The sequence below is a fragment of the Kitasatospora sp. Root107 genome, assembly GCF_001424875.1.
GTDB lineage: Bacteria > Actinomycetota > Actinomycetes > Streptomycetales > Streptomycetaceae > Kitasatospora.
Window position 1 is genome coordinate 59,931 of sequence record NZ_LMCT01000008.1, and the last position, 17,375, is coordinate 77,305.

Annotated in this window: 17 protein-coding genes; 7 read left to right on the plus strand and 10 right to left on the minus strand. The window is 72.0% G+C overall.

The features are described 5' to 3' along the window. Nucleotides 1-13: 13 nt before the first annotated feature. Nucleotides 14-1,651, plus strand: coding sequence for an amidohydrolase (locus tag ASC99_RS08710; RefSeq protein WP_057230091.1), 1,638 nt, complete (start codon nt 14-16; stop codon nt 1,649-1,651). A 58-nt stretch (nt 1,652-1,709) separates the two neighbouring features. Here the strand turns inward: ASC99_RS08710 and ASC99_RS08715 are convergent, their stop codons facing one another. Further along, a complete protein-coding gene (locus ASC99_RS08715) occupies nt 1,710-2,756 on the minus strand; it encodes a type III polyketide synthase (RefSeq protein ID WP_057230092.1) in 1,047 nt (348 codons plus the stop codon). A gap of 242 nt (nt 2,757-2,998) precedes the next feature. Here ASC99_RS08715 and ASC99_RS08720 point away from each other — a divergent pair, with 242 nt between their 5' ends. Continuing rightward, the gene (locus tag ASC99_RS08720) at nt 2,999-3,700 is read left to right on the plus strand and encodes a hypothetical protein (RefSeq protein WP_063857028.1); all 702 of its coding nucleotides are present in this window, start codon (nt 2,999-3,001) and stop codon (nt 3,698-3,700) included. On the opposite strand, the gene ASC99_RS08725 is transcribed toward ASC99_RS08720, so the two are convergent. The 3 genes from ASC99_RS08725 to ASC99_RS08735 all read right to left on the minus strand — a co-directional run bounded on the left by ASC99_RS08725 (nt 3,685) and on the right by ASC99_RS08735 (nt 6,441). Further along, nucleotides 3,685-4,344, minus strand: coding sequence for a hypothetical protein (locus ASC99_RS08725; protein WP_057230189.1), 660 nt, complete (start codon nt 4,342-4,344; stop codon nt 3,685-3,687). The genes ASC99_RS08720 and ASC99_RS08725 overlap by 16 nt on opposite strands. Nucleotides 4,345-4,408: 64 nt before the next feature. Beyond that, a complete protein-coding gene (locus tag ASC99_RS08730; protein WP_057230093.1) occupies nt 4,409-4,852 on the minus strand; it encodes a PPOX class F420-dependent oxidoreductase in 444 nt (147 codons plus the stop codon). Between the two features lie 11 nt (nt 4,853-4,863). Further along, a complete protein-coding gene (locus ASC99_RS08735; RefSeq protein WP_057230094.1) occupies nt 4,864-6,441 on the minus strand; it encodes a cytochrome bc complex cytochrome b subunit in 1,578 nt (525 codons plus the stop codon). A gap of 123 nt (nt 6,442-6,564) precedes the next feature. On the opposite strand from ASC99_RS08735, the gene ASC99_RS08740 reads away from it, so the two are divergent. Both ASC99_RS08740 and ASC99_RS08745 read left to right on the plus strand, forming a co-directional pair. Next, nucleotides 6,565-7,218 (plus strand): TetR/AcrR family transcriptional regulator, encoded by a 654-nt coding sequence (locus tag ASC99_RS08740; protein ID WP_057230095.1) that lies wholly within the window; start codon nt 6,565-6,567, stop codon nt 7,216-7,218. 37 nt (nt 7,219-7,255) lie between these two features. Beyond that, nucleotides 7,256-7,762: an OsmC family protein gene (locus ASC99_RS08745; RefSeq protein ID WP_201009272.1), complete on the plus strand. Its 507-nt coding sequence runs from the start codon at nt 7,256-7,258 to the stop codon at nt 7,760-7,762. Here ASC99_RS08745 and ASC99_RS08750 read toward each other — a convergent pair. Both ASC99_RS08750 and ASC99_RS08755 read right to left on the minus strand, forming a co-directional pair. Then, nucleotides 7,716-8,198, minus strand: coding sequence for a VOC family protein (locus tag ASC99_RS08750; protein ID WP_057230096.1), 483 nt, complete (start codon nt 8,196-8,198; stop codon nt 7,716-7,718). The two genes, ASC99_RS08745 and ASC99_RS08750, sit on opposite strands and share 47 nt — an antisense overlap. A gap of 130 nt (nt 8,199-8,328) precedes the next feature. After that, nucleotides 8,329-9,519: an aminotransferase class V-fold PLP-dependent enzyme gene (locus ASC99_RS08755; protein WP_057230097.1), complete on the minus strand. Its 1,191-nt coding sequence runs from the start codon at nt 9,517-9,519 to the stop codon at nt 8,329-8,331. A 152-nt stretch (nt 9,520-9,671) separates the two neighbouring features. Here ASC99_RS08755 and ASC99_RS08760 point away from each other — a divergent pair, with 152 nt between their 5' ends. Continuing rightward, nucleotides 9,672-10,865 (plus strand): aromatic acid exporter family protein, encoded by a 1,194-nt coding sequence (locus tag ASC99_RS08760; RefSeq protein WP_057230190.1) that lies wholly within the window; start codon nt 9,672-9,674, stop codon nt 10,863-10,865. A 15-nt stretch (nt 10,866-10,880) separates the two neighbouring features. Here ASC99_RS08760 and ASC99_RS08765 read toward each other — a convergent pair whose 3' ends face one another. Further along, a complete protein-coding gene (locus ASC99_RS08765) occupies nt 10,881-11,864 on the minus strand; it encodes a GlxA family transcriptional regulator (protein WP_057230098.1) in 984 nt (327 codons plus the stop codon). A gap of 52 nt (nt 11,865-11,916) precedes the next feature. On the opposite strand from ASC99_RS08765, the gene ASC99_RS08770 reads away from it, so the two are divergent. Further along, nucleotides 11,917-12,315, plus strand: a complete 399-nt coding sequence (locus ASC99_RS08770) for a cupin domain-containing protein (protein WP_057230099.1) — start codon at nt 11,917-11,919, stop codon at nt 12,313-12,315. Between the two features lie 53 nt (nt 12,316-12,368). Continuing rightward, entirely contained in the window at nt 12,369-13,433 is a 1,065-nt protein-coding gene (locus ASC99_RS08775) for a cobalamin-independent methionine synthase II family protein (protein ID WP_057230100.1), read from the plus strand. A 42-nt stretch (nt 13,434-13,475) separates the two neighbouring features. On the opposite strand, the gene ASC99_RS08780 is transcribed toward ASC99_RS08775, so the two are convergent. Genes ASC99_RS08780 through ligA form a run of 3 tightly spaced genes read right to left on the minus strand, consistent with a single transcriptional unit; the run spans nt 13,476 to nt 17,328 of the window. Further along, the gene (locus ASC99_RS08780) at nt 13,476-14,609 is read right to left on the minus strand and encodes an aminotransferase class I/II-fold pyridoxal phosphate-dependent enzyme (protein ID WP_057230101.1); all 1,134 of its coding nucleotides are present in this window, start codon (nt 14,607-14,609) and stop codon (nt 13,476-13,478) included. Continuing rightward, nucleotides 14,606-15,253 (minus strand): transcriptional regulator, encoded by a 648-nt coding sequence (locus tag ASC99_RS08785; protein WP_057230102.1) that lies wholly within the window; start codon nt 15,251-15,253, stop codon nt 14,606-14,608. The genes ASC99_RS08780 and ASC99_RS08785 overlap by 4 nt, the downstream gene beginning before the upstream one ends. A gap of 41 nt (nt 15,254-15,294) precedes the next feature. Then, on the minus strand, nt 15,295-17,328 hold the full coding sequence (gene ligA, locus ASC99_RS08790) for an NAD-dependent DNA ligase LigA (protein ID WP_057230103.1): 2,034 nt from the start codon (nt 17,326-17,328) through the stop codon (nt 15,295-15,297). Nucleotides 17,329-17,375: the final 47 nt, after the last annotated feature.

A 17,375-nucleotide genomic window follows, 5' to 3' on the forward strand; every position in this document is an offset into this window, starting at 1 on the left:
TGGAGACACACCCATGAACCACGCAGACCTGGTCTTCACCGGCGGACCGGTGTTCACCGCCGACGCCGCCCGGACCCGGGCCACCGCCCTGGCCGTCACCGGCGAGCGGATCACCGCCGTCGGCCACCACGAGATCCGGGACCTGATCGGCCCCGGGACCGAAGTGGTGGACCTGAAGGGCAGGTTGCTGGTTCCCGGGTTCCAGGACTCGCACATCCACGCGGTGTACGGCGGCACCGAGCTGGGTGAGTGCGACCTGAGCGACACGGTCGGCGTGACCGAGTACCTGGACCGGGTGCGCGCCTTCGCCGACGCCCACCCGGACCGGGAGTGGCTCACCGGCAGCGGCTGGTCGCTGGAGAGCTTCGAAGGCGGGCTCCCCACCCGGCAGTTGCTCGACTCGGTGGTCGCCGACCGTCCGGTCTACCTGGTGAGCCGCGACCATCACGGCGCCTGGGCGAACACCCGGGCGCTGGAGCTGGCCGGGCTCACCAAGGACACCCCGGACCCGGCCGACGGCCGGATCGAGCGGGAGCCGGACGGCACGCCGAGCGGCGTGCTCCAGGAAGGTGCCACCGGTCTGGTCGCCCGGCTGGTGCCGCCGACCACGGCGGCCGACCGGCTGGCCGGGCTGCTCCGCGCGCAGGAACTGCTGCACTCGCTCGGCATCACCGGCTGGCAGGACGCCCTGCTCGGCGTCTTCAACGGCCAGCCGGACCCCTCGGACGCCTACCTGGCCGCCGCCCGGGCCGGCCTGCTGACCGCCCGGGTGAACGGTGCGCTCTGGTGGGACCGCGAGCGCGGCAGCGAGCAGATCGCCGAACTGGTAGCCAGGCGGGCGGAGTTGGTGCACGGCCGATTCCGGGCCGGCTCGGTGAAGATCATGCAGGACGGCATCGCGGAGAACTTCACCGCCGCGATGACCACCCCCTACCTGGACGGCTGCGGCTGCGCCACCGCCAACTCCGGGCTCAGCTTCGTCGATCCGAAGCTGCTCGGCGGGTACGTCACCGAACTCGACGCGCTCGACTTCCAGGTGCACTTCCACGCCCTCGGCGACCGCGCCGTCCGGGAGGCGCTGGACGCGGTCGAGGCCGCCCTCGCCGCCAACGGCCAGCGCGGCAACCGGCACCACCTGGCGCACCTGCAGGTGGTGCACCCCGAGGACCTCGGCCGGTTCGCCCGGCTCGGTGCGATCGCCAACATCCAGCCGCTCTGGGCCGCGCACGAGCCGCAGATGGACGAACTCACCATCCCTTTCCTCGGCCCCGAGCGCGCCGCCTGGCAGTACCCGTTCGGCGAACTGCTGCGCACCGGAGCCACCTTGGCTGCGGGCAGCGACTGGCCGGTCAGCAGCCCCGACCCGCTGGCGGGCCTGCACGTCGCGGTCAACCGGGCCGAACCCGGCGCCACCGACGGCCGGATCTTCCTGCCCGAACAGCGCCTCGACCTCGCCACCGCCCTCGCCGCCTACACGGCGGGCTCGGCCCACGTGAACGGCACCGACCAGGCCGGCAGCCTGCGTCCTGGCCTGCTGGCCGACCTGGTGGTGCTGGACCGCGACCTGTTCGCCCACCCGGCGGACCAGATCGCCGATGCCCGGGTCGAACGCACCTACGTGGGCGGCCAGTTGGTCCACCAGGCGGGCTGAGGACCTACGCTGCTGCGCAGCGCCGCCACCATCTCGAAGGGGGCAGGGGTGGTGGCGGTCAGTTCCAGCTTCTGATCAGCGTGTGGGCGAAGGGCTGGGGTTTGACCGGGACGGTCCAGCGGCCGAGGGTGACCTCGGCGGTGATGCCCGGGCCGAAGGTGGCGATCAGGCCGGTGGCCCGGTCGGTCGGGGTGCCCTCGTCGAAGTAGCGGGCCAGGGCGTCGAACACGACGGCGCCGCCGATGTTCCCGTACTCGGCCAGGGTGGCCCGGCTGAACCGTACGCGGTCCGGATCGACCTTCAGGTGCGCGCAGAGCTCGTCCAGGACGCGGGGTCCTTCCGCGTGCACGAGGTAGAAGTCCAGCTCGGACGCGTTCCAGCCGTGCTGACCGGCGAGTTGGGCCAGGACGGGGGCGAGCAGCGCCGTGCTGTCGGGCACCCGCCTGTCCTCGGTGCCCGGGACCAGATGCGAGCCGTTGCGCTCCAGGTGGACGCCGGTGCCGCCGTGGCCCCGCACCACGGCGGCGGCCACCGCGTCGCCGAACAGGCCGTCGGAGAGCAGCGTGCCAGTCTCCAGGTCCGTCGGCCGGTCGCCGAGCGAGCAGAACTCGCAGGCCACGATGAGCACGTTGGCCTGCGGGTAGGCGGTGCAGAAGTCGTGCGCGCGGTTGATCGCGGCGCCGTCGGCCGCGCAGCCCAGCTGGGCGATCGGGAGCCGACGGGTCTCGGGGCGGAACCCCATCGAGTTGATCAGCCACGCGGTCAGCGACGGCATCATGAAGCCGGTGCAGGAGACGTGGACGATCAGGTCGATCTCCTTGGCCGTCAGGTGCGCGTGCTCCAGTGCCTCCCGCACCACCGGCGGCACCCGGCGCCTGGCCTCCGCCTCGTAACGCCGGGTCCGCGCCTCGAGGCCGGGGCGCTCCAGGATCTCCTCGGCCGACTGGACCAGATGCCGCTTGCGTACCCTGGAGTTCTCGATCAGCTGTAGGGCATGCAGCAGTTGGGGATGATCGGCGTGGATCGACCGGGCCAGCTCGAGGGTCTCCTCCAGGGTGATCACGTACTCGGGCACGGCAACAGCGGGACGGCACAGGGTGGCCACGGGCAGGACGTTCCCCTCGCTCGGCAAGGGCCCGCCGGACGGGGGACACCCGTGGGGGGCCCGGAGCCGGACCGGCTCCGGCCGGTAGTCGTTCCCAGCAGCCCGCCGCAGCACCACCTGACGGGTCGAACTGCACACGAAGGAACCAGTCGCAATTCGGAGGCGGAGCCGAGAGCCCTCGGCGATACTCGCCGGATGACCTTTACCGACCCCGCCCAGGGGAGCACCGCGGCGGCCGCCCGGTGACCAGCTTCGTCACCCACCGGGAGCGGGTGCTCGATCCGGCCCTGCCGGTGCTGCAACGGCACCGGGAGCTCTGGGTCTGTCTCCATGTCTTCGCGCCGTACGGATTCCACGGCACCTACCACCATCTGACGATCAGTGCCCGGATGCCGCGTGACCTGGAGACCGACCCCGACGCGCTGGTCCGCGCGGTGACCGAGCTCGACCGGGCCCGGGTGCTCTGGCAGGCGGCGGAGGCCGGGTACGCGGAGCGGCGCCGGTTCGAGAAGCGGGAGTTGGGGCTGCGGACGCCGCAGCGGCCCGGGCCCTGGTGGCACGGCGGGCCGATGCAGGCGTGCTACGTGGTGGACGTCCTGTGCCACCCCGCCCTCGGCCTGCTGGAGTACGTCCACCGCCAGGTGCTGCTGGCCGAGGGGGTCATGCTGCCGGGGTGCCGGCAGTGCGGCGACGAGCGGCCGACGGTGTCGCGCTCCACCGGGCACGGGTTCGTCGAACTCTGCCAGGGGTGTGCGACGGTGCGGCGCTCCTGCGCCTGCGGCGGGCGGCACGTGCTGCGATCCCGCGAGCCGGTCGGCTGGCAGAGCCTGCGGCTGCGGGAGCACCTGACGGAGGACGGCCGGCCGCGCGAGACGGGCGGGATCGCGGCGCGGATCGCGCAGTTGGAACAGGTGCCGCCGCCGCGGGTTCACCTCGCGGGGTAGCCGGTTTCTTCCAGGTCGTCGGCCAGATCCGCCAGGGTCAGCTCGGGATTGAGGGCGCGGACCACCTCGGTGGTCAGTGGCCGCAGCGCCAGCACGTGGCGGACGGCGGCGAGGTCGATCGGGACCTCGTAGTAGTCGGTGGCGAACTCGGCGTACGCCTCCGCCGAGCGGTCGGTGAGGGACTGGAACATCCAGTCGGCGCCGTCCGGGTCGGGGTGGCCGGGCGGGAGGTCGACGGTGCCGGTGTGCCACTGCTCGTCGGTGCTCAGCCGCCAGAGTGCGGCGGTGACGGCCGGGAGGCCGTCGTCGGTGAAGGCGGGCTCCTCGGCGCAGGCGCGCAGCGGCTCGGGCACCTCGTCCAGCACGCCGGGCCAGACCCGGTCCTCCGCGTACGGGCTCATCGGGGACTCGTGGTCGAAGCCGCGCAGGTAGACGCCGGCGGGGGTGAAGGTGACCGTGTACTCGTCGCCGGAGCCGTTCTTCATCGAGGCCAACTGCTCACCGGGCGCCCAGTCGGCATCGAAGGAGAAGTAGCGGTCCGGCCACTCGGGGCAGAGGATCGCGTCCAGCACGGCCAGCGCCCGGCAGTGGTCCCGCAGGACGTCCGGGGCGGGCAGCAGCGGGGCGACATCGTTGGCGGTCATGATGATCATCCAACCGTATCGCTCCGACAGCGCTCGCCCCGGCCCGGCCCCTGGGCCCCTGCGGTCAGTTGAGGCTGTACCAGGGGGACGGGGTCCAGGCCGCGCCGAACGGCAGGGCGGCGTCCGGGTCGGTCAGGGTGATCCGGATGCCGACCGTCCCCGCCAGGCCGAGCCGGAGGCGGCTGCGGACCAGGGCGAGCATCCCCGTCAGGCCGTACTTGTTGAGCAGCGAGGTCCGGTAGCAGGCGGTGGTGTCCGGGTCGCAGAGTGCGGCGCGGGCCTGCTGCCGCCCGCCGAGCGGGCGGCCGTGCTGGTCGCAGGGCTCGACCAGGACGCCCGGGTGGCTCCGGACGTGCCGCACCACCGCCGAGTCGGTCCGGGCCCAGACGCCGAGCGCCGGGCCGTCCGCCACCACCCAGGTGGTGGCGGTGGCGGCGGTGCCGTCGGGCTCGAAGGTGGTGAGCAACAGGTACTGCTTCTCGGCGAGTTGGTCGCTGGGCAGGCTCATCTCACGCTCCGTCAGTGCTCGTCGGTGTGGGTGATCTCGCGGTACTGCTCGGCGGTCGGCCGGCTGATCTGGCTGCCGGGGCCGTACCAGGCGCGCGAGGCGCGGACCCGGACCTTGGTCAGCAGCCCGGCCCGGCCAGGGAGTTCGGCGGGTGTGTACTGCTCGTGTGCGGTCAGTCGGTGCAACTCGGCCTGTGGCAGCGGCTCGTGGAGTTCGACGAACTCGCCGTGCGGCAGCCGCTTGATGATGCCCGTCTCCCGGCCGTGCAACACCTTGTCCCGGTCCCGCCGTTGGAGGCCGAGGCACCAGCGCTTGGTGATCAGGAACACCGCGACCGGCACCACGAACGCCCCGATCCGGACCGCGTAGGTGATGCTGTTCAGCGAGAGGTGCAGGTGGGTGGCGAACAGGTCGTTGCCACCGCCGGCCAGCAGCACCAGGTACAGGCTGATCCAGGCCGTGCCGAACGCGGTGCGCACGGGCGCGTTACGCGGGCGGTCGAGCAGGTGGTGCTCCCGCTTGTCCTGGGTGATCCAGCTCTCCACGAACGGGTAGACCGCGATCGCGGCCAGCACCAGCGGGAAGGCCAGGAAGGGGATCAGGATGCCGAGGTTGAGGGTGTGGCCCCAGAGGCCGACCTCCCAGCCCGGCATCACCCGGATCAGGCCCTCGGCGAAGCCCATGTACCAGTCGGGCTGGGCGTCGGTGGAGACCTGGTCGGGGCGGTACGGGCCGTACGCCCAGATCGGGTTGATGGTGGCGATGGCGGAGATCACCGCGATGATGCCGAAGACCAGGAAGAAGAAGCCGCCGGCCTTGGCCAGGTAGACCGGCATCAGCGGTGAGCCGACCACGTTCTGCTCGGTGCGGCCGGGACCGGCCCACTGGGTGTGCTTGTGGTAGAAGACCAGGATCAGGTGCGTCACCAGCAGGCCCACGATGATGCCCGGGATCAGCAGCACGTGGATGGTGAAGAACCTCGGCACGATGTCGGTGCCGGGGAACTCGCCGCCGAACAGGAACATCTGCGCGTAGGTCCCGATCAGCGGCACCGCGAGGGTGACGCCCTCGACGAAGCGGATGCCGGTGCCCGAGAGCAGGTCGTCGGGCAGTGAGTAGCCGAAGAAGCCGTCCAGCAGTCCGAGGAACAGCATCAGGAAGCCGAACAGCCAGTTGATCTCGCGCGGCTTGCGGAACGCGCCGGTGAAGAACACCCGCATCATGTGCACGAACATCGCCGCGACGAAGACCAGCGCGGCCCAGTGGTGGATCTGACGGATCAGCAGCCCGCCGCGCACCTCGAAGCTGATGTGCATCGTACTGGCGTAGGCCTCCGACATCCGGATGCCGCTCAGCGGGAGGTACGGGCCGTGGTAGACCACCTCGGCCATGCTCGGCTTGAAGAACATCGTCAGGTAGACGCCGGTCAGGACGATGACGATGAAGCTGTAGAGGCAGATCTCGCCGAGCATGAAGGACCAGTGGTCCGGAAAGATCTTGCGCAGGTTGGTCCGGGCGATCGTGTAGATGCCCAGCCTGCCGTCCAGCCAGTCCGCCGTGCGGCGCCCCGAGTTCTGACGGGTGGTCATGGCACTCCCCTTGTGCGCGATCCGTGCAGCCAGTTGAAAACGGGGACTGCCCCCCGCTTCTGGGCGCTACTGTAGCAGTAGTGGGGAATGGTCCCCGTTTCAGGGATTGGTTAGGGTGAGCACATGACGGATCAGCAGGCCACGCCCCGGCGGCGGGACGCCCGGCGCAACCGCGAGGCGCTGGTCGAGGCGGCCGCCGAGCTCTTCGCCCAGCAGGGGCTCAACACCCCGCTGGACGTGATCGCCCGCCGCGCGGGCGTCGGAAACGCCACCCTCTACCGGCACTTCCCGACCCGGGAGGACCTGATCGGCGAGGTGTTCGCGACGGCGGGCTCGGTGCTGGCCGAGGCCGGGGAGCAGGCGCTCGCGGGTGAGGACGCCTGGGCCGAGATCGAACGGTACTTCGGCCGGATCTTCGAACTGGTCGCAGCCAACCGGGGGTTCAACGACCTGGTGACGATGGCCATCCCGAGCGTCCCGGCGCTGGCCGAGATGAGCCACCGGAACGCCGCCACCGTCACCGCCCTGATGGTCCGGGCGCAGAAGCAGGGCGCCATGCGGCTGGACGTGGTCCCGATGGACCTGCTCTTCCTGCTCGGCCCGCTCTGCCGGGCCGTCCCGGCCGCCGACGACCTGCGCCCCGGCCTGTGGCGGCGCTACCTGGCCCTGCTGCTGGCCGGATTCCACACCCGGGCCACCGGTCCGCTGACCGAACCGCCGGTCGGCGAAGAGCAGTTGGACCAGCTCTTCGCCGGGCTCTGGGAGGCGGAGGGGTGATCGTGCGTCAGCGGGGCACCCGAGTAGGGTCGGCGGCATGACCAGTGCGCCGGCAGTAGGGGGAGAGATGGCCGAGAGCATCGAGTACGTCAGGTCGGCGGCGGCCGTGGCGACCAGCACCGGTGACGACTACCGGGTGGAGATCCGGGCCGGACGGCACCAACTCGCCGCCGACGAGCCGGAGTCGGCGGGCGGCGCGGACACCGCGAGCACGCCGGTCGGACTGCTGCTGTCGGCTCTCGGCTCCTGCACGGCGATCACGCTGCGGATGTACGCGCAGCGCAAGCAGTGGCCGCTGGAGACCGTGCGGGTGCACCTGGGCTACGAGAAGGGCGCGGGAACGGCGGTGCGGATCACCCGGCGGATCGACCTGGTCGGCGAGCTGGACGAGGCCCAGCGGGCCCGGCTGCTCGACATCGCCGAGCGCACCCCGGTGACCCGGGCGGTCGGCTCGGCGGCACCCCGATCATCGCCGCCGAGCCGCACCCGGCGCGCAGTCACTCGCCCGCGTAGGCCCGCTGCAGTGCGGCGAGGTCGAACTTGACCATCTGGAGCATCGCTGCGGTGGCGCGGCCGGCCTTCTCCGGGTCCGGGTCGCTGACCATGTCGAGCAGGGCGGTCGGCGTCACCTGCCAGCAGACCCCGAACCTGTCCCGCAGCCAGCCGCACTGGATGGCCTGGCCGCCCTCGGTGAGGCGGCTCCAGTAGTAGTCGATCTCCGCCTGGTCGGCGCACGGGATCTGGAACGAGACCGCCTCGTTGAAGGTGAACTCCGGCCCGCCGTTGAGGCCGACGAACTTCTGCCCGTTCAGCTCGAACTCCACGGTCACCACCGAACCGGCCGGTCCTGGACCGGCCTCGGTGTAGTGGCTGGTCCGGCCGCGGCGGGAGTTCTTGAAGATCGACAGGTAGTGCTCGGCGGCCTCCTCGGCCTGCCCGTCGAACCACAGACAGGTGGTGAAGCGGTCGTCAGTGGTCATACCGGTGCCCTTCCGACTGGCCTGCCGGTGGCCTTCGGACGCACGCGGCCGGCGGTGCTGCGCCGAAGCCGGCGCCCGAAAAGTGAGCATAGGACCGAATCGGCACCGTCCGGGTGGACGCCGCGCGGGGTCAGCCCCGGCTGTGCGGCCGTGGTGCGGGGAGGGCGGCGCAGAGGCGGTCCAGTTCCTCCTCGGTGTTGTAGTAGTGGACCGAGGCGCGCACCACCGACTCCAGGCCCCGTTCGGCCAGGTCCCAGCGGGCCGAGCCGACCGCGGACACCGAGAGGTTGATCCGGCGGGCCCGCAGCTCCCGGACGAGTTCGAGGCTGTCGTGGCCGTCGACGGTCAGGCTGACGATCCCGCACTGCCGCAGGCCCCGGTCGTGCATCCGTACGCCGGGCAGGGCCCGGAGCCGGTCCCGCAGGCCGGCCGCCAGTGCGGTGACCCGCTGTTCGATCGCGGGCAGCCCGAGTTCGAGCGCGTAGTCGACCGCCACCCCGAGCCCGATCCGGCCCGCCACACCGTTCTCCCAGCTCTCGAAACGGCGGGCGTCCTCGCGTACCCGGTAGGAGTCCGGGCCGGTCCAGACCGCCGACTGCAGGTCCGGGAACGGCGGCTCGAGGCGGTCCTGCAGCCGCTCCGAGCAGTACAGGAAGCCGGTGCCGCGCGGCCCGCGCAGGTACTTGCGGCCGGGTGCGGTGAGCAGGTCGCAGCCGATCTCCCGGACGTCGACCGGCAGCTGGCCGACCGACTGGCAGGCGTCCAGCAGGTACAGCACCCCGGCCGCCCGGGCCACCCGGCCGATCTCGGCCGCCGGGTTGACCAGCCCGCTCTGGGTCGGGACATGGGTGACGCCGATCAGCTTCACCCGCTCGTCCAGCAGCTCGCGCAGCGCCGGTACGGAGATCTGCCCGTGCTCGTCGTCCGGCACCACCTCGATCCGGACCCCGTACCGCTGGGCCGTCTGCAGATAGGCCATCGCGTTGCTGGCGTACTCCGACCGGCCGGTCAGAATCCGGTCGCCCGGCTGCCAGCGGAGCCCGTAGAACGCCATGTCCCAGGCCCGGGTGGCGTTCTCCTGCAGGGCGATCTCGTGCGGTCCGGCGCCGATCAGCCGGGCCAGTGCGTCGTAGACGTGCTCGATCCGGTCGGTCTCGGCGATCGCGGCCTCGTAGCCGCCGCTCTCCTCCTCCAGCCGGAGGTGGCGCACCACCGCGTCCACCACCTGACGCGGCGGCAGGGAGGCACCGGCGTTGTTGAGATGGGTGACGGCCGTACAGCCCGCCGTGTCCCGCCGGGCCTGTTCGACGTCGATCGGCACTGTTGCCTCCCTGGGGTCCACCGTTGCTGCTCACCCTAGGCAGGCGGTCGGCCGGACGCAGGGGAAAGCCCGACGGGGTGTCAGGTGTGTGTGGAAGCACAGGTCGCGCGTCTGTGGCCGGGAATCGAGGGCAGGAGGGGAGAATGTCCGAGATGCGAGCGATTCTGTCGGCGAACGTACACCAGTATCTCCGCGATCCGGTGGTGCACCTGACCGTCCGGGCCACCCTCGCGGCGACGCTCGCCTATGCCGTGGCCGTGCAGCTGAGCACCGAGCCCGCGCCGCTCACCGCTCCGCTGACGGCGCTGCTGGTGGTCCAGGTGACGGTCTACTCGACGCTGACCACCAGTATCCGCCGGGTCAACTCGGTGGTGGTGGGCGTGCTGATCGCGATCGGCTTCAGTGCCGTGATGGGACTCAGCTGGTGGAGCCTGGGGCTGATCATCCTGGCCTCGCTGACGGTCGGTCAGTTCGTCCGGGTGGACGAGTTCGTCAACGAGGTGGCGATCAGCGCGATGCTGGTGCTGGGGGTGACCCGGCTCGCCAGCCAGGCCTGGGACCGGGTGCTGGAGACCCTGATCGGCGCCGGGGTCGGCCTGCTGTTCAACCTGCTGTTCGCGCCGCCGGTCTGGCTCGACACCGCCGGCGAGTCGATCGAGGACCTGGCGCGCCGGGCCCGCCACCTGCTGCTGCGGCTCGCCGAACAGCTGCACGGCCCGACCGAGGTGCACCGGGCCGCCGCCCGGCTGCACGAGGCCCGCGAGCTGGACCAGGCGATCGCCGAGGTGGACGCCGCGCTCCGGCAGGCCGAGGACAGCCTGCGGTTGAACCCGCGGATCTCCGAGGGCGTGCTCTCCCGGCTGGTGCTGCGCACGGGTCTGGACACCCTGGAGATCTGTGTCGTGGTGATCCGGGTGCTGGCCCGTTCGCTCACCGACCTGGCCAAGCGGCGCACCGGTGACCAGGGGCTGTTCCCGCCGGACGTGGCGCTCGCGCTGGAGGAGTTGCTCGCCCACATCGGGGGCGCCCTGGTCAGCTTCTCGGTGCTGGTCACCACCCAGGTCAGCCGCAACGCGGAGGCGGCCGAGCAGCGGCTGGCCGACGAGCTCAGCGCCGCCCTGGCCAGCCGGGAGAACGTCGCCAGGCTGCTGCTGGAGCAGGTGCGGCAGGATCCGGACGCCTGGCAGCTGCACGGTTCGCTGCTCGCCGAGCTGGACCGGATCCTGGACGAGCTGGATCTCGAACACCGGTCCCGCCGCCTGATGGAGGAGCTGGACCGGGCCACCGTGGCCAACCGGGAGCGGTTCACGGTGCTGTACCGGCTGCGCAGGCTGGTCCGGGGCTGACGCTCGGTCAGCGGCTCAGGCCGGGGTCGAGGTCGGGGTCGAGGTCGGTGCCGGGCCGAAGCGGCGGCGGTACGCCTGGGGGTTGAGGCCGGTCTCGCGGCGGAGCAGGGCGCGCAGGTTGGCGGCGGTGCCGAGGCCGCTGCGGTGGGCGCCGCGTTCGATCAACCGGCGGGCCAGCGTGAGCCGTTCGCCGGTGAGCCAGACCAGCGGGGTGGTGCCGAGCTCGGCGCGGAAGCGCCGGTGCAGGGTGGCCTGGCTGACGGCGGCACGGGCCGCCAGGTCGGCCACCGTCAGCGGTGCGTCCAGCCGCTCCTGGGCCCAGGCCAGCACGGGCCCGAGCGACTCGTCCGGCAGATCGCGGACCGGCCGTTCGACGAACTGCCGTTGCCCGCCGTCCCGGTGGGCCGCGAAGACCAGCCGGCGGCTGACCGAGTTGGCGATCTCGGCGCCGTGGTCGCGCCGGACCAGGTGCAGGCCGAGGTCGAGGGCGGCGGCGCTGCCCGCCGAGGTGAGGATGTCGCCGTCGTCGACGAACAGCACGTCGGACTCCAGTCGGACGGCGGGGAACCGGGCCCGGAACGAGTCCGCCCACTGCCAGTGCGCGGTGGCCCGGCGCCCGTCCAGGACCCCGGCCTCGGCCAGCGTGAAGGCGCCGCTGCAGAAGCCGACCAGCCGCGCCCCGCGCGCGTGCGCCCGGCGGACGGCGCCGAGCACGGCCGGGCGGCGCGGCACGTCGGTGTCCGGCCGGTTGGGGACGATCAGGGTGTCTGCCGTCTCGGCGGCCGCCAGGTCGGCCACGCCGGTGAGGGTGAAGAAGCCGTCCCGCATCAGCGTCTCGGGTGCCGGTGAGCAGAGCTTGAACTCGTAGAGCTCGCGCCCGACTTCGGGCCGACGGAGGCCGAACACCTCGGTGGCGCAACCGAGCTCGAACGGGTTGGAGTTCTCGTCCACGATGACGACCACGCGGTGCGGCCTGGTGTGCGGGGATTCTTGCGGCATGTGCGATTCCTAGCACTCACGCTGTCGGTCCGCCAAAGGCCAGGATCGGCCCATGACCACCACACCGATCGCTCTCGGCACGGCCCTGGCCTCCTTCGACGCCCTCTGGAGCCCCCGGATCGTCACCCGCGTCAACGACTACGACGTCCGGATCGCCAAGGTGCACGGCGAGCACGTCTGGCACGCCCACGACGACACCGACGAGTTCTTCCTGGTCCTGGAGGGCGAGTTGCACATCTCACTGCGCGAGCCCGCCGGGGAGCGCACCGTGGTGCTGCCGAAGGGCGCCGTCTTCACCGTCCCCCGGGGCATCGAGCACCGGCCGTCCGCTCCCTTGGGCGCCGCGATTCTGATGTTCGAACCCAGCGGCACCGCCACGGTCGGCGACCGCCACGACGAGATCCCTGATCATGTGGACGCCACCACGGGTCACCCGCTCACGTCCTGGTGAACTTGTCCGTGCGTGGTTGCGCCGGGGCGGTGGCACTTCCTACGGTCGTCACCATGAGTATCCCTACGGAAGCGATCGGTAGCATCCCGCGATCGCGCGCCCTGCAAGAGGCCCTGACCCAGCACGCCGAAGGGCGGCTGAACACAGCAGATCTGACGAAGCTGCAGGAGCAGGCGACGGCCGAGACCCTGGCCGCCCTGGAGGAGTTGGGCTGCGCCGTCCTGGTGGACGGGGAGCAGGCCAAGCCCAGCTTCGTCACCTACCCCCTGGCGGGGCTGACCGCCCTCGACCCGGATGGTGTGGTCATCCCGTTCGCCGACGGCCACATCCGGCAACTGCCCAAGCTGACCGCCGGGCCGTTCCGCTACCAGGTCCGCGCGGAGAGCTATCTGCGGGACGCCCGGCGGCACACCCACCGTCCGGTCAAGCAGGCGGTGATCGCACCGTCCGCGCTCAGTCTGCTCTACCCTGGCGAGCCGATCGGCGGCTACTCGCGGGACGCGTTCCTGCGTGATCTCGCGAACGAGGCCGAGGCCGATATCCGCGGCTGCCTGGACGCGGGTGCGCACGCGGTCCAACTGGACTTCACCGAAGGCCGGTTGTCGCTCAAGCTCGACCCGTCCGGGGGCGTGCTGGACGAGTTCGTCGCGCTCAACAACGAGGTGCTCGGCCGGTTCGACGACGAGCAGCGGTCGCGCCTGGGCGTGCACACCTGCCCGGGCGGCGACCACGACTCCACCCACAGTTTGGACGTCGACTACGCCGAGCTGCTGCCCAAACTGTTCCAGCTGAAGGTCGGCAACTTCTACGTCCAGCTGGCCAGCGAGGCGGACCCGGAGCGGGTGCTCGGCATCATCGCCGACCAACTCCGGCCCGGCATCCGGGTGTTCGTCGGGGTGACCGACCCGATCGACCCCGTCGTGGAGACCCCGGAGCAGGTCCGTGACCGGGTGTTGACGGCGGCCCGGTACATCCCGGTGGACCAGTTGGGCACCACCGACGACTGCGGCTTCGCGCCGTTCGCCGACGACATCTCGACCTCGCGCGACCTGGCCTTCGCCAAGATCGCGGCCCGGGTGCAGGGCACGGCGCTGGCGGCGCAGGCGCTCGGTCTCTGAACCCCCGGCGGTGGCCTGCCCGAGCGGGCCACCGCCGTTGCCTCAGCGCCTGGTTCGGAGCCAGTCGGCCAGCGCCGCCAGACCTGCTTCCGGGTCGCGGCGGCCGAGACCGATCCGGAACCGGTCGGTGGGGGTGGGGGTCAGCTCGGAGCGGTAGATGCTCGCGGGCAGCAGCAGCACCCCGGCCTCCTCGACCAGCCGGGTGCAGAAGGTTTCCACTCCCTCGGCGCCGAGGTAGCGCGGATAGGCGACGCAACCGCCGTCGGGCGCCTGCCAGTCGAAGAGCTCGGCGAAGTCGGCGAAGAACGCGTCGAAGAGCGGCAGGTTCGCCGCCAGCAGCGCCCGGTTGCGGTCGATGATGGTGTCACGGGCCTTGAGGGCGATCCGGGCCAGTACCTCGCTGGGGGCCGAGTTGCAGATCGTGGTGTAGTGCTTGGCGCGCTCCAGCCGGGACCGCAACTCGCCGTCGCGGCAGGCGATCCAGCCGATCCGCAGACCCGGCAGGCCGAGCGCCTTCGAGGTGACGTTCAGTGAGAGGGCTCGCGGCGAGAGGTCGGCGGCCTGCGGCAGGGTACGCGCGGGGTCGCGCTCCAGGCCGCGGTAGACCTCGTCGCTGAACAGGTGGATGCCGCGCTCCTCGCAGAGCTGCACCAGGGCGGCGAAGTCGGCGGCGTCGATCACCTTGCCGGTGGGATTGTTGGGGAAGTTGACCGACAGCACCCGGGTGTTCGGGCGCAGTGCGGCCCGGACCCGGTCGAGGTCCAACGCCCAGTCCTGGTCCGGGTCCAGGGCCACGCCGGTGACCTCGCAGAGGGCGAGCGGAATGGTCTCGGCGGCCTGGTAGTTCGGGGTGACCACCACGGCGTGGTCGCCGGGGCCGAGCAGCACGTTCATCGCCAGGTAGAGCGCCTCCTCGGCGCCGGCGAAGCAGATCACGTCGTCCGGCCTTGCCAGGTCGTACGTCGCCGCGATCGCCTCGCGCAGGCCCGGGTCGCCGAAGGTCTCGGTGTAGCCGAGCGGGAGGTGCTCGAAGGCTTCGCGGTCCCCGGCGTCGGCCAGCGTGAGCAGCTCGCTCAGGGTCATGGTCTGGGCGTCGGAGGCGGTGAGGTGGTGACGGGCGGTGAACTCCCAGCGGGAGAAGTAGGTTTCGAGCCGGAAGTCGGGCAGTCGGGTCATCGCGCCAGTCCTTCGGGGGGAGTCGCCCTGAGCTCGGTCAGCAGGGCGTAGACGGTGGACCGGGACACCCGCAGGGCATCGGCGACGGCGGGTGCGGCCCGGCGGACCGCGAACACCCCGGCCTGCTCCAGCTCGGCCAGCACGGCCAGCCGGTCCTGCCGGGTGAGCCGCTCGACCGGGCGGCCGTGCTCGCGGACGTAGCCGCCGATCGCGTGCTGGATGCGCTCGGACCAGTCCTGCTCGAACAGCGGCTCCGGACGCCGTACGGTCGGCGCCCCGAAGGCGGACAGCACGGCGGCGGCCCGCTCGAGCGGCGTCCGGTCGAGGTTGACGCAGAGCACCGCCGTCGCTCGGCCGTCCCCGTCGCGCAGGACGGCGCTGACCGAGGACAGCCGCCGGCCGTCCGCGAGCAGCTTCTCGTACGGCCCGTAGACGTCCTCGGCCGCCGGGTCCAGCGCGTCCAGTTCGCCGAGCAGTGAGGGGTCGCCCGCTCGGCGGGAGGTCAGCGGGTGCCAGATCCGCAGCACCCGGTCGGTGTCGGGATCGTGCAGCACCACCTCGGCGTACGGGCCGAGCAGCAGCGCCACGGCCTCGCACACCGGGCCCCACATCCGCACCCGGGGGTCCTCCGTGCTCTTCGTCATGCCTGGACTGTACGTCCGGACTGGACGGAGAGTCCAGCAGCTCAGGCGTCCAGTTGCTCGGCGACCATGGTGGCGAACTCGTCCGGGGTGATGATCCGGATGCCCAGCTCCTCGGCCTTGGTGCGCTTGGAGCCGGCCTTCTCGCCCGCGACCAGCAGGGTGGTGCGCTTGGAGACCGAGGAGGAGGCCTTGCCGCCGGCGCGCTCGATCAGCTCGTTCATCTCGTTGCGGGAGAGCTCGGCCAGGGCGCCGGTCATCGAGCCGGTGACCACCACGGCCTGGCCGGAGAGCGGGCCCGTCGGGGAGGTGTCGTCGTCGGCGGAGGCGGCGACCGCGGTCGGCTCGCTCTCCGCGATGCCGACGTTCTGGGCGATCAACTTGTCCAGCAGCGGAGCGAGTTCGGTGAGCTCGGCGACGATCACCCGGGCCTTCTCGGTGCCGATGCCGGGCACTCCGGCCAGGGTGTCCTGGTCGGCGGCCCGGATCGCGGCCATGCTGCCGAAGTGTGCGGCGATCCGGCGCGACATGGTCCGGCCGGTGCCGCGGACGCCGAGTGCGCAGAACACCCGGTGCAGTGGCTGGTGGCGGGCGGTCTCCAGGGCGGCGAGCAGGTTGTCGGCGCTGGTCTCGCCCATCCGCTCCAGGGTGAGCAGTTGATCCCTGGTCAGGGTGAACAGGTCGGCGAGGTCGGCGACCAGGCCGGAGTCGACCAGCTGGACCGCCCGGGTGCCGCCGAGGCCCGCGATGTCGAGCTGGTCGCGCGCGGCGGCGTACCGGATCGAGGCGACCGCCTGGCAGCCGCGCCCCTGGACGCAGCGCCAGCGCTGCTCGGAGGTGTCGATGTCACCGCCGCAGCGCGGGCAGACCTCCGGGAAGGCGATCGGCTGCTCGGCGCCGGTGCGCTGCTCGACCAGCGGCGCCTCCACCCGGGGGATCACGTCGCCGGCCCGGTAGACGAAGACCTGATCGCCCGTCATCAGCCCGCGCCGGGTGATGTCGGCGGGGTTGTGCAGGGTCGCGTAGGTGACCGTGACGCCGTCGATCACGACCGGCTCCAGCACCGCGCGGGGCGCGATGATGCCGGTACGGCCGACGTTCCACTCCACCTCCAGCAGGCGGGTGACCTTGTGCTGGGCGGGCAGCTTGCGGGCCACCGCCCAGCGCGGGGCCCGGGAGCCCGCCCCGGCCTGCTGCTGGTCGGCGGCGGAGTCCGCCTTCACCACCACGCCGTCGATACCGAACGGCAGCACCGGCCGGAGCGCGGCGATCTCGTCGATCCGCTGCTGCACCTCCTCGACCGTGGCGCAGCGCCGGGGCTCGGCCGCCGTACCGGCGGCGGTGTGCGCACCGAGCTCGGCGATCCGGGCCAACAGCTCGCTGTGGCAAAGGCCGTCAAGACCGACGGCGTCGTACGCGAAGAGCGTCAGCTCGACCCGGTACGGCCGGTCCTTGGCCCGCAGGGTGCCGGCCGCGCCGCTGCGCGGGTGGGCGAACGGGGCGGCGCCGTGTGCGGTGCGGGTCTCGTTGGCCAGCTCGAACTGCTCGTGGGTGAGCAGGACTTCACCGCGCAGCTCCAGATCGACCGGCTCGGTCAGGGTGGCGGGCAGGCCGAGCACGGCGTCGGCGGAGTGCGTGATGTCCTCGCCCGCCAGGCCGTCGCCCCGGGTGAGCACCTGCACCAGCCGACCGGCCCGGTACCTGGCGGCCACCGCCAGGCCGTCCAGCTTCGGCTCCACGCACCAGCCGTCCACCGGCCGCCCGAGCCGGCGCTCCAGGCCGGCCGCCCAGGCGGTGAACTCCTCGGCCGAGAAGACGTTGTCCAGCGAGAGCATCGGCACCGAGTGCGGGACGTCGCCGTCGGCCGCGCCGCCCGCCACCTTGCCGGTCGGGGAGTGCGTCAACACCTCGGTCGGGTGGGCGAGTTCGTACGCCTCGATGGCCCGCACCAGGGCGTCGTACTCGTCGTCACCCAGCGGGGTCGAGCCGTCGTCGTAGTAGGCCGCCGCTGCCTGGACAGCGGTGTCCACGGCGTCGGAGTAGGCGGCAAGGGAGGCGAGAGTGGCTGCGTCCGTCATACCCACATCATCTCGTCCGGCACTGACATCGCCATCGGTCCCGGGCC

Excerpts from the sequence above, each read along its gene's own strand:
- ASC99_RS08725 (WP_057230189.1), bottom strand. The coding sequence starts at position 4,344 with ATGACCGCCAACGATGTCGCCCCGCTGCTGCCCGCCCCGGACGTCCTG.
- ASC99_RS08760 (WP_057230190.1), top strand. The coding sequence starts at position 9,672 with ATGCGAGCGATTCTGTCGGCGAACGTACACCAGTATCTCCGCGATCCG.
- ASC99_RS08745 (WP_201009272.1), top strand. The coding sequence starts at position 7,256 with ATGACCAGTGCGCCGGCAGTAGGGGGAGAGATGGCCGAGAGCATCGAG.
- ASC99_RS08730 (WP_057230093.1), bottom strand. The coding sequence starts at position 4,852 with ATGAGCCTGCCCAGCGACCAACTCGCCGAGAAGCAGTACCTGTTGCTC.
- ASC99_RS08735 (WP_057230094.1), bottom strand. The coding sequence starts at position 6,441 with ATGACCACCCGTCAGAACTCGGGGCGCCGCACGGCGGACTGGCTGGAC.
- ligA (WP_057230103.1), bottom strand. The coding sequence starts at position 17,328 with ATGACGGACGCAGCCACTCTCGCCTCCCTTGCCGCCTACTCCGACGCC.
- ASC99_RS08780 (WP_057230101.1), bottom strand. The coding sequence starts at position 14,609 with ATGACCCGACTGCCCGACTTCCGGCTCGAAACCTACTTCTCCCGCTGG.
- ASC99_RS08785 (WP_057230102.1), bottom strand. The coding sequence starts at position 15,253 with ATGACGAAGAGCACGGAGGACCCCCGGGTGCGGATGTGGGGCCCGGTG.
- ASC99_RS08765 (WP_057230098.1), bottom strand. The coding sequence starts at position 11,864 with ATGCCGCAAGAATCCCCGCACACCAGGCCGCACCGCGTGGTCGTCATC.
- ASC99_RS08770 (WP_057230099.1), top strand. The coding sequence starts at position 11,917 with ATGACCACCACACCGATCGCTCTCGGCACGGCCCTGGCCTCCTTCGAC.
- ASC99_RS08775 (WP_057230100.1), top strand. The coding sequence starts at position 12,369 with ATGAGTATCCCTACGGAAGCGATCGGTAGCATCCCGCGATCGCGCGCC.
- ASC99_RS08750 (WP_057230096.1), bottom strand. The coding sequence starts at position 8,198 with ATGACCACTGACGACCGCTTCACCACCTGTCTGTGGTTCGACGGGCAG.
- ASC99_RS08710 (WP_057230091.1), top strand. The coding sequence starts at position 14 with ATGAACCACGCAGACCTGGTCTTCACCGGCGGACCGGTGTTCACCGCC.
- ASC99_RS08740 (WP_057230095.1), top strand. The coding sequence starts at position 6,565 with ATGACGGATCAGCAGGCCACGCCCCGGCGGCGGGACGCCCGGCGCAAC.